The 12479-nt window shown below is 53.9% G+C and carries 14 protein-coding genes; 7 read left to right on the top strand and 7 right to left on the bottom strand.

The window, feature by feature from the left end; all coding sequences use genetic code 11:
* Positions 1–39 precede the first annotated feature (39 nt).
* Positions 40–201 (bottom strand): hypothetical protein, encoded by a 162-nt coding sequence (locus tag AC2A1E_RS03260; RefSeq protein WP_484382532.1) that lies wholly within the window; start codon positions 199–201, stop codon positions 40–42.
* Between the two features lie 382 nt (positions 202–583).
* Between AC2A1E_RS03260 and AC2A1E_RS03255 the strand changes: the two genes are divergently transcribed.
* On the top strand, positions 584–1159 hold the full coding sequence (locus AC2A1E_RS03255; RefSeq protein WP_484382531.1) for a hypothetical protein: 576 nt from the start codon (positions 584–586) through the stop codon (positions 1157–1159).
* 226 nt (positions 1160–1385) lie between these two features.
* On the top strand, positions 1386–1922 hold the full coding sequence (gene hpt, locus AC2A1E_RS03250) for a hypoxanthine phosphoribosyltransferase (RefSeq protein WP_484382530.1): 537 nt from the start codon (positions 1386–1388) through the stop codon (positions 1920–1922).
* A 55-nt stretch (positions 1923–1977) separates the two neighbouring features.
* On the opposite strand, the gene can is transcribed toward hpt, so the two are convergent.
* The gene (can, locus tag AC2A1E_RS03245) at positions 1978–2634 is read right to left on the bottom strand and encodes a carbonate dehydratase (protein WP_037403500.1); all 657 of its coding nucleotides are present in this window, start codon (positions 2632–2634) and stop codon (positions 1978–1980) included.
* Positions 2635–2823: 189 nt separating this feature from the next.
* Here can and AC2A1E_RS03240 point away from each other — a divergent pair, with 189 nt between their 5' ends.
* From AC2A1E_RS03240 to AC2A1E_RS03230, 3 genes are all read left to right on the top strand, one after another.
* The gene (locus AC2A1E_RS03240) at positions 2824–3747 is read left to right on the top strand and encodes an ABC transporter ATP-binding protein (RefSeq protein WP_459399876.1); all 924 of its coding nucleotides are present in this window, start codon (positions 2824–2826) and stop codon (positions 3745–3747) included.
* Complete coding sequence (locus AC2A1E_RS03235; RefSeq protein ID WP_459399875.1) at positions 3744–4514, top strand: ABC transporter permease; 771 nt, start codon at positions 3744–3746, stop codon at positions 4512–4514. The genes AC2A1E_RS03240 and AC2A1E_RS03235 overlap by 4 nt, the downstream gene beginning before the upstream one ends.
* A 181-nt stretch (positions 4515–4695) precedes the next feature.
* The gene (locus AC2A1E_RS03230; protein ID WP_484382529.1) at positions 4696–5979 is read left to right on the top strand and encodes a polysaccharide deacetylase family protein; all 1284 of its coding nucleotides are present in this window, start codon (positions 4696–4698) and stop codon (positions 5977–5979) included.
* Between the two features lie 57 nt (positions 5980–6036).
* On the opposite strand, the gene panD is transcribed toward AC2A1E_RS03230, so the two are convergent.
* The 3 genes from panD to panB form a co-directional block, all read right to left on the bottom strand.
* Positions 6037–6417 (bottom strand): aspartate 1-decarboxylase, encoded by a 381-nt coding sequence (panD, locus tag AC2A1E_RS03225; RefSeq protein ID WP_459399873.1) that lies wholly within the window; start codon positions 6415–6417, stop codon positions 6037–6039.
* A gap of 135 nt (positions 6418–6552) precedes the next feature.
* Positions 6553–7407 (bottom strand): pantoate--beta-alanine ligase, encoded by an 855-nt coding sequence (gene panC, locus AC2A1E_RS03220; protein WP_484382528.1) that lies wholly within the window; start codon positions 7405–7407, stop codon positions 6553–6555.
* A gap of 46 nt (positions 7408–7453) precedes the next feature.
* Positions 7454–8248, bottom strand: a complete 795-nt coding sequence (gene panB, locus AC2A1E_RS03215) for a 3-methyl-2-oxobutanoate hydroxymethyltransferase (RefSeq protein ID WP_484382527.1) — start codon at positions 8246–8248, stop codon at positions 7454–7456.
* Positions 8249–8414: 166 nt separating this feature from the next.
* On the opposite strand from panB, the gene qseB reads away from it, so the two are divergent.
* Together qseB and qseC are read left to right on the top strand one after the other, a co-directional pair.
* Positions 8415–9077, top strand: a complete 663-nt coding sequence (gene qseB, locus AC2A1E_RS03210; RefSeq protein ID WP_484382526.1) for a quorum sensing response regulator transcription factor QseB — start codon at positions 8415–8417, stop codon at positions 9075–9077.
* Positions 9074–10432 carry a quorum sensing histidine kinase QseC gene (qseC, locus tag AC2A1E_RS03205; protein ID WP_484382525.1) on the top strand — a complete coding sequence of 453 codons (1359 nt, stop codon included), beginning with the start codon at positions 9074–9076 and terminating at the stop codon, positions 10430–10432. The genes qseB and qseC overlap by 4 nt, the downstream gene beginning before the upstream one ends.
* 10 nt (positions 10433–10442) lie before the next feature.
* Here the strand turns inward: qseC and folK are convergent, their stop codons facing one another.
* Together folK and pcnB are read right to left on the bottom strand one after the other, a co-directional pair.
* Complete coding sequence (gene folK, locus AC2A1E_RS03200) at positions 10443–10928, bottom strand: 2-amino-4-hydroxy-6-hydroxymethyldihydropteridine diphosphokinase (protein ID WP_484382602.1); 486 nt, start codon at positions 10926–10928, stop codon at positions 10443–10445.
* Positions 10928–12478 (bottom strand): polynucleotide adenylyltransferase PcnB, encoded by a 1551-nt coding sequence (gene pcnB, locus AC2A1E_RS03195; RefSeq protein WP_484382601.1) that lies wholly within the window; start codon positions 12476–12478, stop codon positions 10928–10930. The genes folK and pcnB overlap by 1 nt, the downstream gene beginning before the upstream one ends.
* Position 12479 lies beyond the last annotated feature (1 nt).

Here is a 12479-nt window from a genome sequence, read left to right as displayed (position 1 = left end):
CACTAACGCGGGCATGTTTCAGACCAATTTATCTAATCGTCATGCCACGTTATTTTGACGACGAGGGCCTTGAACTTCGCGAGTTGGTGCTTTTACTCGCTCTAACAAGACTGGGGCTGCTTTAGTCAGAAACTCGGTAGATGCACTAATGCGAGCGAATGTTTCGAGCATGTTGAATTTCGCATCTTTAGCATGTGACATGTAACGTCTCCTTAGTAGCTTCATTTCCTTAAATAGTATAACAGACAGGGATGTAGTAAAGGACAGCAAAATGATTACGGTAGGGTGCTCAGAAAAAAATGGGTCCTTCCTAGCACTTTTGTAAAGCACGGGCATTGCGAGCCGTGTTCTGTGCCTAGCTATGAAATTTTGAATTTGATTGACACTTTACACTTTGAACTTTTGTTGATGAGTTGTGACAAGTCAGAAGCCGTAAGGCTTCACGGGAAAATTACGGTGATTTTGCTTGACACTTTTCGGTTGAAAGTGTCAAGCGGTTGACACTTTACACTTTGATTGACACTGCGTCGCTGCAAGCTTGACACATTGAGCAGGCTGGCAGGCAAGAACGGGAGTAAACACAATGAGTCTGATGAGCGTTAGCCAGTATGCAAAGCACGCCAATATGAGCCGCCAGGCGTTTTATACCTGGGAGGCCAGGCAGGGATTTCCGGCGCGGGTAGGCAGCAAGATTGACCAGGTGGCATGCGATGCCTATCTGAAGCAGTTTCGTGATAGTCATGATCAGCGTATCGATAATGCCAAAAGTAAATCAACACTCACCAAGAAGGCTAAACAGCGGGAAGGTAACGAACGGGTAGATATGAGCGTTGCCGATATCAAGCAGTATCTGGCGGGATGTGTTGGACAAGCGGCCAGTATGGACCCATTTGAGCGCGCAGAGCTAGCAGCTAAGGCTGTGGGGCTCTATCTGAGCGAGGGACCTGATAACCCCCCTATGACGTTTGGTGGCTACAGACTGTCTATGATTGAATGCCCAGCGTGGGAACCACAGATAGTGGCTGGTGGAGCATTTGGGTTATTTGCCGACGATGTGGTAAGTGAGTGCCGTGACCATGTTTTATATGTGATGGACAATGAAGCGGAAACATACTCGGTGATCCCTGCGTTGCTCTATGTCTTGGCCGAAGATAATTAGAAAGGTATCAACGCCTGATCGCTCCTGCAATCCTTGCCAGCTTTGTGCTGGCTTTTTTAATCCCTATCCCCATCTGGTATACTCACCTCCTTTCTACCGTATTCATGCTTTTGCATCATTTCGGCCTTGTGTGATAGTCCGTATATCAATCGGTGTATCAATTTTTGCTGATAATTATAGCGTGATTAAAGATTTAACTGATAATAATCAGTGAGATATATAAATTATGAAACATATCGTAGAAGTAATGATTTCCGAGCAGGAAGTTAAGACCCGTATCGCTGAACTTGGCCGCCAGATCACCGAAGATTACCGCGACAGCGGCAGTGATATGGTGTTGGTCGGGTTGTTGCGCGGTTCTTTCATGTTCATGGCCGATCTGTGCCGCACGATTGAGGTGTCGCACGAGGTCGATTTTATGACCGCCTCCAGCTATGGCAGCGGTATGTCCACCACGCGCGATGTGAAGATCCTGAAAGATCTGGATGAAGATATTCGTGGCAAAGACGTGCTGATCGTTGAAGACATCATCGATTCCGGCAATACCTTGAACAAGGTGCGCGAGATCCTGGCGCTGCGTGGGCCAAAATCCCTGGCGATCTGTACGCTGCTGGATAAACCGGAGCGCCGCGAAGTGGACGTGCCGGTGGAATACGTGGGTTTCGCGATCCCGGACGAATTCGTGGTGGGTTACGGTATCGATTATGCTCAGCGTTATCGCCATCTGCCGTATATCGGCAAAGTGGTCTTGCTGGACGAATAACTGGCGCTTGCCCGGTTATTGAGGCAAGGCGCGGCAAGCGCGCCTTGCTGGCAGATTATAAGCCTTTATCCTGCAACAGTGTGGCTATCGCTTTGCGGTAGCCCATCTCCAGGCTTTCGCGGCTGGTGGCGGTCACTTCCAAGTCGCGCAAGCGACCATCCTGAATCCCGTATACCCAACCGTGAATCATCACTTTCTGGCCGCGTTTCCAGGCGGACTGCATGATGGTGGAGTGGCCCAGGTTATAAACCTGTTCAATCACGTTGATTTCGCATAAAACATCCAGGCGCTGCTCCGGCTCCAGTTCGCCCAGCAGTGAACTGTGTTTGTACCAGAGATCGCGGATGTGCAGCAGCCAGTTATTGATCAAACCCAGTTCCGGGTTTTCTACCGCCGCTTCCACGCCCCCGCAGCCCAGGTGGCCGCAGATGATGATATGCTCAACTTCCAGTACGTCGACGGCATATTGCACGACGGACAGGCAGTTCAAGTCGGTATGGATCACCAGGTTCGCCACGTTGCGGTGCACGAACAACTCTCCTGGCTCCAGGCCGGTCAGGCGTTCGGCAGGAACCCGGCTGTCGGAACAGCCAATCCATAAGAATCGTGGCTTTTGTGCCTGTGATAAACGTTCAAAAAAGCCGGGATCTTCCTGGTTAATAGTGGTGGACCAAGCTTGGTTATTGGCGATAAGCCTTTCGATTTCTTTCATGGCGGTTATTGGCCTGTAATGAACGAATTGCGTTGATGTAATATAGGGCAAGCGTCACAATTTGGAAATCGGAACAGTGAGGCTAATTTTCCGCACGGATTCGACTCAGTAAGAATCCGGCTGATGATAAACTCGCTCTCATTGTCAGACACAGCAGCATACACATCTCCACAAGGTACTCTCTAACCTATGAATTATGCACTGGAAATAGCGCGATTGACCAAAACTTACGCAGGTGGCGTAAAGGCATTGCGCGGTATCGATCTGAACGTCGAGGCGGGGGATTTTTATGCCCTGCTGGGGCCGAACGGCGCCGGGAAATCGACAACCATCGGAATTATCAGCTCGCTGGTCAATAAAACCTCAGGCACCGTGAGAGTGTTTGGTTACGACATCGATAAAGATATCGTCAACGCCAAACGTCAGCTTGGGCTGGTTCCGCAAGAGTTCAACTTCAACCCGTTTGAAACGGTGCTGCAAATTGTGGTCAATCAGGCGGGTTACTATGGCGTAGAGCGGCGCGAGGCGCTGGTGCGTGCAGAAACATACCTCAATCAGCTCGATCTGTGGGGCAAGCGCAATGAGCGTGCGCGCATGCTCTCCGGCGGTATGAAACGCCGTCTGATGATTGCTCGCGCCTTGATGCACCAGCCGAAGTTGCTGATTCTGGATGAACCGACCGCCGGGGTGGATATTGAGCTGCGTCGCTCCATGTGGGGGTTCCTGAAAGAGCTGAACGCCCAAGGAACCACCATCATCCTGACCACCCACTATCTGGAAGAAGCAGAAATGCTGTGCCGCAATATCGGTATTATCCAGAATGGTGAACTGGTGGAAAACACCTCAATGAAAGCGCTGTTGGCGAAGCAGCAGTCAGAGACCTTTATTCTCGATCTGGCGGCGAAAAGCCCATTGCCGAAGCTTGACGGTTACCCTTGCCGCTTGGCGGATACGTCCACCCTGGAAGTGGACGTGATGCGTGAGCAAGGGCTGAACGGTTTGTTCACTCAACTGAGTGCGCAAGGCATTCAGGTGTTGAGTATGCGTAATAAGGCTAACCGGTTGGAAGAGCTGTTTGTCACCCTGGTTAACGGTAATGGGGAAATATCATGATGCATTTGTATTGGGTGGCGTTGAAAAGCATCTGGGCCAAGGAGATTAACCGGTTTACGCGCATCTGGATCCAGACTCTGGTTCCGCCAGTGATCACCATGACGCTCTATTTCATTATTTTTGGCAACCTGATTGGTTCGCGTATCGGTGAAATGCACGGTTTTGATTATATGCAGTTTATCGTTCCCGGCCTGATCATGATGGCGGTGATCACCAATTCCTATGCCAACGTGGCGGCATCGTTTTTCAGCGCCAAGTTCCAGCGCAACATTGAAGAGCTGTTGGTGGCTCCGGTTCCTACCCACATCGTGATCGCCGGTTATGTTGGTGGGGGCGTTGCGCGTGGTGTTTGCGTGGGCATTCTGGTGACGGTGATCTCGCTGTTCTTCGTTCCGTTGCAGGTACATGCCTGGTGGGTGATCGCAGTGACGCTGCTGCTGACGGCGATTCTGTTCTCTCTGGGGGGGCTGCTTAACGCGGTGTTTGCCACCACGTTTGATGATATCAGCCTGATCCCGACCTTTGTGCTGACGCCGTTAACCTATCTGGGCGGGGTATTTTACTCGCTGACGTTGTTGCCGCCGTTTTGGCAGGCGGTGTCCAAACTGAACCCGATCGTCTACATGATCAGCGGTTTTCGCTTCGGTTTCCTCGGTATTTCCGATGTGCCGCTGGTGTTTACCATGGCGGTACTGCTGGCGTTTATCCTGGTGTTCTATGCGCTGGCCTGGTATCTGATCGAACGCGGCCGTGGTCTGCGCTCCTAGTGGGAGCACGGTTTCCTCTCTCTTCCGCTTGCGGAGAGAGAGGTTTATTGATTTGACACAGCTACTAACGAAATCTATAGAATTGCATTAATAACCCTTTTCTCTCCGTTCTAAAAATCGTGCTATGCTGGCGCTCCCTATTTTCTCCATTTTCACTATGTACTCGTAAGCAGAGCAAATCATGCGGCCTCAACATAAGATAGCGGCGATGCTACTCGGCATTTTTATGTCGTTGATAGCCCCGGCAGCGTTGGCGAATTTGCTGTCGGAAGGCGGCGCTGTTAAACCTGAATACATGGAAGTGCAACGCGATAGCGAAGTTTATTCGTTGATCGGTGAGCATGTTATTCCGGTGGGGGAAGTGAAGCGGGGGCAACTGCTTAAGGTGTTGCCTGCGGCTGCGGAATACTATGAATTCAAGTTTGGCCACGGTACCGGTTTTATTGATAAAAATGACGTACGTGGCGTCAGCAAGTCGCGAAAAAAAATAAAGGACGACTTGGGGGAACTGAATAAGCCGCTGACCAATCAGAATCTGATTACGCCGCGGCCGATCAACGTTTACACCGCTGCTGATAATAAAAGTGAAATCTTCGGCGTATTGGAAGAGAACCTGCGTTACCCGATCATCGGCAAGCTGAAAGACCCGTTGAATAACACCTGGTATGAAGTGAATATCGGCGAACGTCTGGGATATGTCAGTGAACTGGATGGTGAGATCGACACCGGGATCCCGGTACTGACTTATCACCATATGCTGAAGAACGAAGAGAACAAGCGTTTCCGCAATACGTCAACCACCACTTCAGACGTCGCATTCAGTAATCAGATGACCTACCTGAAGCAGGCGGGTTATGACACTATTTCTCTCTATCAGCTGGAAGCCTATCTGAATAATCAGATTAACCTGCCGGGCAAAGTTGTGGTGCTGACTTTCGATGACGGTTTGAAATCGGTGTATCGCTATGCTTATCCGGTGCTGAAAGCCTACGGTTTCCGTGCGACGGCGTTTGTCATTTCTTCGCGGATCAAACGCCATCCGCAGAAATGGAACCCGGATGCGTTGCAGTTTATGAGTATTTCTGAGCTGAAGGAAATTCAGGATGTATTTGATATCCAAACACATACTCATTTCTTACACCGGCTGGACAACCAGCGTCGGCCGATTTTGCTGAGCCGCTCGCTGCATAACATTGAATTCGATCTCGAGCGCTCAAGGCGTGCGTTGTCGCAATTTAATCCGCATGTGCTGTACCTGGCGTATCCGTTTGGTGGCTATAACCAGAATGGTATTCAAGCGTCAAAAGATGCCGGGTTGCATATGGCGCTGACTACCGTGCAGGGGAAAGTGAAGCTCGGGGATAATCGATATACGTTGAAACGGTTATATATTCTGCGCACTGACTCTATTCCGACCATGGCAGAGCGGATCGCCAACAAGCCAGGCAAGCTGGTAACGCAATAAAGAAAACACCGGGTGCAGAAGCGCCCGGTGCTGTTTTATCTCTTAAACTTAACGGCTTCAGGCAACTTGGACCGGCACCGCTTTAGCTTTGCGCTGTAGACGATTTTCGCCTTCAAAGTAGGCGACTTTAGGATGATGTTGGCGGGCATCGGCGTCGCTCATCTGCACATAAGAACAGATGATCAGTTTGTCACCCACGCAGGCGCAGCGGGCTGCGGCCCCGTTGACCGAGATGATACGTGAACCACGTTCAGCGGCGATGGCATAGGTGGAGAAACGCTGACCGTTATCAACGTTGTAAATATCGATGGCTTCATATTCCAGAATCCCTGCGGCTTCCAGAAAATCCTGATCAATGGCGCAGGACCCTTCATAATGCAAGTCAGCCTGAGTCACTTTCACTCGATGCAGCTTGCCTTGCAACATAGTACGTATCATGGCTTTACCTAACTGAATATCGGCCTTTTCAGGCGACCGGGGTTGAATATTCCTTGCAAGGTCTATCGTCACCAATAAACTCGCTCAGTCTACCGCTAACCAGCTAAAAACGGCAATGAGCGTACAAAAAATAGCTTAGAGTGTGAGATCAACCTGCTGATTATCGATCAGACGCGCTTTGCCTAACCAGGCCGCCATCAGCACCACCGCACTGCGGCTTTCCACGCTGAGCGGTTGCAGGCTGTCGGCGTCACGGATAAACAGTTCGTCCGGCGTAAAACCGGCGGCGCGCAGCTGCTCTGCGGTCTGCTCCAGCAATGCGTCAATCTGGCGTTCACCGTTACTGAGTTTATCTGCCAGTTCATGCATGATCTTGCAGAGCTGGGGGGCGATTTTACGCTCTTCAGCACTCAGATAGCCGTTGCGTGAGCTGAGCGCCAGCCCGTCTTTGGCTCGCACGATCGGCACACCGACGATGTCGATGTCATAACCCATATCCGCGACCATTTTGCGGATCAGCGCCAACTGCTGGTAATCCTTCTCGCCGAAGCAGGCCAAATCCGGTTGAACCAGGTTGAACAGCTTGCTGACGATGGTAGAAACACCGCGGAAATGCCCAGGGCGGCTGGCACCTTCCAGCATGGTAGAAATGCCAGGGACATCAACGTAGGTCTGATCGTGCAGCCCTTGCGGATAAACTTCCGCCGGTGCTGGGGCAAAAACCAGATCGACATCACGACGGTTCAGCTTTTCGCAGTCTTCCTGTAGCGTGCGCGGATAGCGCGCCAGATCGTCTGGGCGTTCAAACTGCATCGGGTTAACGAAAATGCTGACGATGACCACATCGGCACGGGCCCGCGCCTCTTCAACCAGCGTCATATGGCCTTCGTGCAGGTTGCCCATGGTGGGCACCAGCGCGATGCGCTTGCCCTCCTGCCGCCAGCGCCGAATCTGTTGGCGCAGCAACAGCAGGGTTTCGATGATTACCATTCTATAACTCCTCGCTCTGCTCTAAACCGGCAGTGAGATCATGCTGTTAATGAAAAGAGTGCTCTTCACCGGGATAGGTGCTTTGCTCGACTTCCTGAATATAGAGCTGCACGGCGCTGCGGATATCGCCGCTCTGCGCCAGGAAGTTTTTGGCGAATTTCGGCGTGTGGCTGCCGGTGATGCCCAGCGCGTCATGCATCACCAGAATCTGGCCGTCGGTGCCATTACCCGCACCGATACCGATCACCGGGATCGACAGCGCTTCGGTGATTTGGCGTGCCAGAGCGGCAGGAACGCATTCCAGCACCAGCAGTTGCATACCGGCCAGCTCCAGATTTTGCGCGTCTTCCAGCAGCTGTTTAGCCGCCAGTTCATCACGGCCCTGAACCTTATAGCCGCCGAAAACGTTGACCGACTGAGGGGTTAGACCGAGGTGGCCACAAACCGGCACCGCACGTTCGGTGAGCATTTTCACCGTTTCGTACAGCCAACTGCCACCTTCCAGCTTGACCATGTTCGCACCGGCTCGCATCAGCTCGGCCGAACTGGCAAACGCCTGTTCCGGGGTGGCATAACTCATGAAGGGGAGATCGGCCAGCAGCAGGCAGGCTGGTGCACCACGGCGCACGGCACGGGTGTGATAGGCGACGTCGGCGACGGTCACGGGCAACGTGGAGTCGTGGCCCTGCAACGTCATGCCCAGCGAATCGCCAACCAGCATCACTTTGATTCCTTGCTCTTCAAACAGCCGAGCAAAGCTGGCATCGTAGGCGGTAATGGTAGCAAACTTGCGTTGCTCCTGTTTCCACTGGCGTAAATGGCTCACGGTGGTGGGTTTCATCACAACGTCTCCTGAGAATAGCCGCGCAGCACAGGGCTGCGGTACGGGTACAAAGTGCTGACATTCTACTGTAACCCTTCCGAGGTGGGTAGCACCGATCATGATGCTTAAGGGGTTCTTAAGAACCTTGTGATGTAATGAACAGTGAAAGCTAAAAGGGGAGCGCATGAGAATTCTGCTGATTGAAGACGATAAACTGATTGGCGATGGCATCAAAGCCGGGTTAACCAAGCTGGGGTTTAACCTGGACTGGTTCACCGATGGAGCGATCGGCAAAAATGCGCTGGAAAGTGCCCCCTATGATGCGGTGATCCTCGATCTCAGCCTGCCGGGCCTTGACGGGCTCGATCTGCTACGCCAGTGGCGCCAGGCCGGGCAGGACGTACCGGTATTGATTCTGACGGCGCGCGACGCCCTGGAACAGCGGGTTACCGGCTTGCAGAGCGGTGCCGATGATTACCTGTGCAAACCCTTTGCCCTGGCGGAAGTGGCGGCGCGTTTACAGGCGTTGATCCGCCGTCGCCATGGCCAACTGACCCCGCAACTGGTTCACGGCAATGTCATATTCGACGTGGCGGCCCGCGCGGTGAGGCGCAACGGTGAGGTTGTGACGCTGACTCCACGTGAATTAGCAGTGCTTGAACTGTTTCTTAACAACAAAGGGCGCGTGCTGGCACGGCCATTGATTCAGGAAAAACTGTATAACTGGGACGATGACGTGAGCAGCAACGCGGTTGAAGTGCATATACATCATTTGCGGCGCAAGCTGGGCAACGGTTTTATCCGCACCGTGCATGGTGTGGGCTATACGCTGGGGGATGCGGAGTGAAACGCTTGAGCCTGCGATTGCGCCTGATCCTGATTTTCAGCCTGTTGGCGTTATTCACCTGGTGTTCTGCCAGCGTGGTAGCGTGGATGATGACGCGCAACAAGATTAACGAAGTGTTTGATACCCAACAGATGTTATTTGCCAAACGATTGGTCACGACCAATCTGGGCGATCTGCTGGCCAATCAGGATGCACGCAGCCTGCCGAAGACCAAAAAAATCCTCCGTCATGGCAAACGTGGTGAACAGGAAGACGACGCTCTGGCGTTCGCTATCTTCTCCCGCGAGGGCAGAATGCTGCTCAACGATGGCGAAAACGGCGAAGATTTTCTGTTTGATGGCGAGCATCAAGGTTTTATCGATGGCCAACGTAAGGGCGACGATGACAATTGGCGCTTGTTGTGGCTGAGCAGCCCTGATGGACGCTACCGCATTGTCGTCGGCCAGGAGTGGGATTATCGGCATGAGATGGCGCTGGGGATGGTCACGGGGCAATTGATCCCCTGGCTGGTGACGTTGCCGCTGCTGATGCTGCTGATTGCCCTGATGGTTGGGCGCGAGCTGCGGCCGTTGAAAACCGTGGCCGCCAGCCTGCGCCAGCGGGCTCCAGATGATGCCAGCGCGCTGGATGGCCAGCAGGTGCCGACCGAAGTCCGCCCGCTGGTGGAGGCGCTTAACGCGCTGTTTGCGCGCATTAGCGCCATGCTGGTGCGTGAGCGGCGTTTTACCTCAGATGCCGCCCATGAACTGCGCAGCCCGCTGGCCGCGCTGCGGGTGCAGACGGAAGTGGTGCAGTTGGCGGGTGACGATGAGCAGATGCGGCAACATGCGGTGGAAAACCTGACGATCGGTATCGATCGTGCCACGCGGCTGGTGGATCAACTGCTGACGCTGTCGCGGCTGGATTCGCTTTCCGATCTGGGTGAGTTGGAGCAGGTTGATTGGCAGCAACTGGTGCCGATGGTGCTGGCAGAACAGGACCGTTACGCTCATGCGGCAGGCGTCACGCTGCGTTATCAGCAGCAAGGGATACCGCAGCCGTTGCCAGGCCAATCGCTGCTGCTGTCACTGCTGGTGCGCAATCTGGTGGATAACGCCGTGCGCTATACGCCCGCAGGCGGCACGGTCAGCGTCACGCTCGGTTCACAGCAGTTACAGGTGGAAGATAATGGCCCAGGCGTAACGGTGGAACATCTGGCGCGGCTGGGGGAGCGCTTTTATCGCCCGCCGGGGCAGGAACAGATCGGCAGCGGGCTTGGGCTATCAATCGTGCAACGTATTGCCAGCCTGCATGGCCTGCGGGTGAGTTTTGCTAATCGGACTGAAGGGGGATTTTCTGTAACGGTAATGTTCTAGAGATGCCAGGCTATCGATGCCACAGCTCCATGCCGTTGCTTGGCACTCGTTTAAGGCAATCGGCCAAGGTTTCCCCGTCAGGGAAAACCAAGTCAGGCGCTATTTCGGCCAGCGGGTAGAGCATAAATTCGCGCTCTTTCAGGCCGTAATGGGGCACCGTCAGACGATCGGTATTAATCACCCGATCGCCATACAGCATAATATCCAGATCCAGCGTGCGCGGGCCCCAACGCTGAGCTTTACGCACGCGGCCCTGATTGCGTTCTATCGCCTGGGTTTCATCGAGCAGTTGTTCCGGTGGCAACAGGGTATCCAGTACCACCACCGCGTTGAGGAAGTCCGGCTGGTTTTGTGGCCCCAGCGGCTTGGTGCGGTAAAACGACGAACAAACGATCAATCGGCTACGAGGAAGATGCTCCAACGCCTCCAGCGCAGTACTCACCTGTTGCAGTGGTTGTGCCAGATTGCTGCCCAGCGCGATATAAACGCGGATCATCATGCCCCGTCTTTACTACTTGGAGCCCTGCGGCGCGGGCGGCGCGTACGTGTCCGGCGTGGTGCGGGATCGTCGCCTAATGTGCTCAACATGTTTTTCTGCACTGCCGCAGTGGCATCCTGGAATTCATCCCACCATTCAGCGAGGCGCAGCATTTCTGGGTTGTTCTCTACTTGCGCGCGCAGCGCCAGCAGATCGTAAGCCGCACGGAATTTAGGGTGTTCCATCAGCTTGTGCGCACGTTTACCCTGGCGGCGGGAAAGGCGCAGCTGCAATTGCCAGATATCGCGCACCATCGTCGTGATGCGCTTAGGGATAGCCAGTGAACGGCACTCTTCGTCCAGCACATCGTTCATGGCCAGCGCAAACGCGTCGTAGTAGGCCAAGCCACTTTCCTGGGCCAGTTTCTGCGCGTGCTCCAACAACGGATACCACAGCATGGCGGCAAACAGGAACGCCGGGTTGACGCGCATGTCGTTCTGCAGACGGTGATCGGTATTTTTCAGTACCTGCACCAGAATGCGCTCCATCGGCGTATCGTGATTCGGCGTAAAGTGCCGTGCGATCAGCGGGAATAGCGGTTGGAACAGCTGGTATTCACACAGTTTGAGGTAAGTAGGGTAACCAAAACCGGACTGCAACAGTTTCAGCGACTCTTCAAACAGGCGCGCAGGCGGGATCTCGTGCAACAGCGAGGCTAAACGCGGGATCGGCTCGGCAGTTTCAGCGCTGAGGGTCATATCCAGCTTGGCAGCGAAACGAATGGCACGCAGCATGCGCACCGGATCTTCGCGATAACGGGTTTCCGGATCGCCGATCAGGCGGATCACGCCCTGTTGCAGATCGTTCAGACCGCCTACGTAGTCACGCAGGGTGAAGTCCGCTACGCCGTAATACAGGCTATTGATGGTGAAATCGCGGCGCTGGGCATCTTCTTCGATCGAACCGAAGATGTTATCGCGCAGCAGCATGCCGTTCTGGGCCTGCTGTGATGAGTTTTTGTCTGATTCCGGGGTTTGTTCGTGATGGCCACGGAAAGTGGCAACTTCGATAATTTCCGGGCCGAACATCACGTGCGCCAAGCGGAAACGACGGCCAACCAAACGGCAGTTGCGAAACAGCTTACGCACCTGCTCCGGCGTGGCGTTGGTAGTGATATCGAAATCTTTCGGTTTTTTGCCGAGCAACAGATCGCGTACGCCGCCGCCGACCAGATAGGCTTCATAACCGGATTTATTCAGGCGATACAGCACTTTCAGCGCGTTCTCGCTGATGTCTTTACGTGAGATCGAATGTTGTGCGCGTGGGATCACGGCCATTGAGCGCGTTCCCTCAGCGGCAGGCAATGGCGGGCGTTTGTGCGCCGCCGGGCGGCGAGCAGAAGTCTCTCTACCGTTATCGGCAGTGCGCTGTGGCGCGGCTTGCTGCTGCTCTGCGGGGGCACTTTCTTCGCGGACTGGGTTTTTATCGTTGTCCGGCGCATCATCGCGGGTCAACTTGTCATCGCGGATTAGTACCTTACGGCAGAAATTGGCTACTCGGGTAAAAATG

The sequence above is a fragment of the Serratia sp. HNCC26DJ206 genome (assembly GCF_057180605.1).
The sequence above is the reverse complement of the archived record's forward strand: the minus strand, read 5'-3'. Positions and strand labels throughout refer to the sequence as shown.

What these genes read in the sequence shown, in the direction of transcription:
- panB (WP_484382527.1), bottom strand. Translation starts at nt 8,248, where the DNA reads ATGAAACCCACCACCGTGAGCCATTTACGCCAGTGGAAACAGGAGCAA.
- AC2A1E_RS03255 (WP_484382531.1), top strand. Translation starts at nt 584, where the DNA reads ATGAGTCTGATGAGCGTTAGCCAGTATGCAAAGCACGCCAATATGAGC.
- hpt (WP_484382530.1), top strand. Translation starts at nt 1,386, where the DNA reads ATGAAACATATCGTAGAAGTAATGATTTCCGAGCAGGAAGTTAAGACC.
- AC2A1E_RS03230 (WP_484382529.1), top strand. Translation starts at nt 4,696, where the DNA reads ATGCGGCCTCAACATAAGATAGCGGCGATGCTACTCGGCATTTTTATG.
- AC2A1E_RS03240 (WP_459399876.1), top strand. Translation starts at nt 2,824, where the DNA reads ATGAATTATGCACTGGAAATAGCGCGATTGACCAAAACTTACGCAGGT.
- AC2A1E_RS03235 (WP_459399875.1), top strand. Translation starts at nt 3,744, where the DNA reads ATGATGCATTTGTATTGGGTGGCGTTGAAAAGCATCTGGGCCAAGGAG.
- folK (WP_484382602.1), bottom strand. Translation starts at nt 10,928, where the DNA reads ATGATCCGCGTTTATATCGCGCTGGGCAGCAATCTGGCACAACCACTG.
- panC (WP_484382528.1), bottom strand. Translation starts at nt 7,407, where the DNA reads ATGGTAATCATCGAAACCCTGCTGTTGCTGCGCCAACAGATTCGGCGC.
- panD (WP_459399873.1), bottom strand. Translation starts at nt 6,417, where the DNA reads ATGATACGTACTATGTTGCAAGGCAAGCTGCATCGAGTGAAAGTGACT.
- AC2A1E_RS03260 (WP_484382532.1), bottom strand. Translation starts at nt 201, where the DNA reads ATGTCACATGCTAAAGATGCGAAATTCAACATGCTCGAAACATTCGCT.
- can (WP_037403500.1), bottom strand. Translation starts at nt 2,634, where the DNA reads ATGAAAGAAATCGAAAGGCTTATCGCCAATAACCAAGCTTGGTCCACC.
- qseB (WP_484382526.1), top strand. Translation starts at nt 8,415, where the DNA reads ATGAGAATTCTGCTGATTGAAGACGATAAACTGATTGGCGATGGCATC.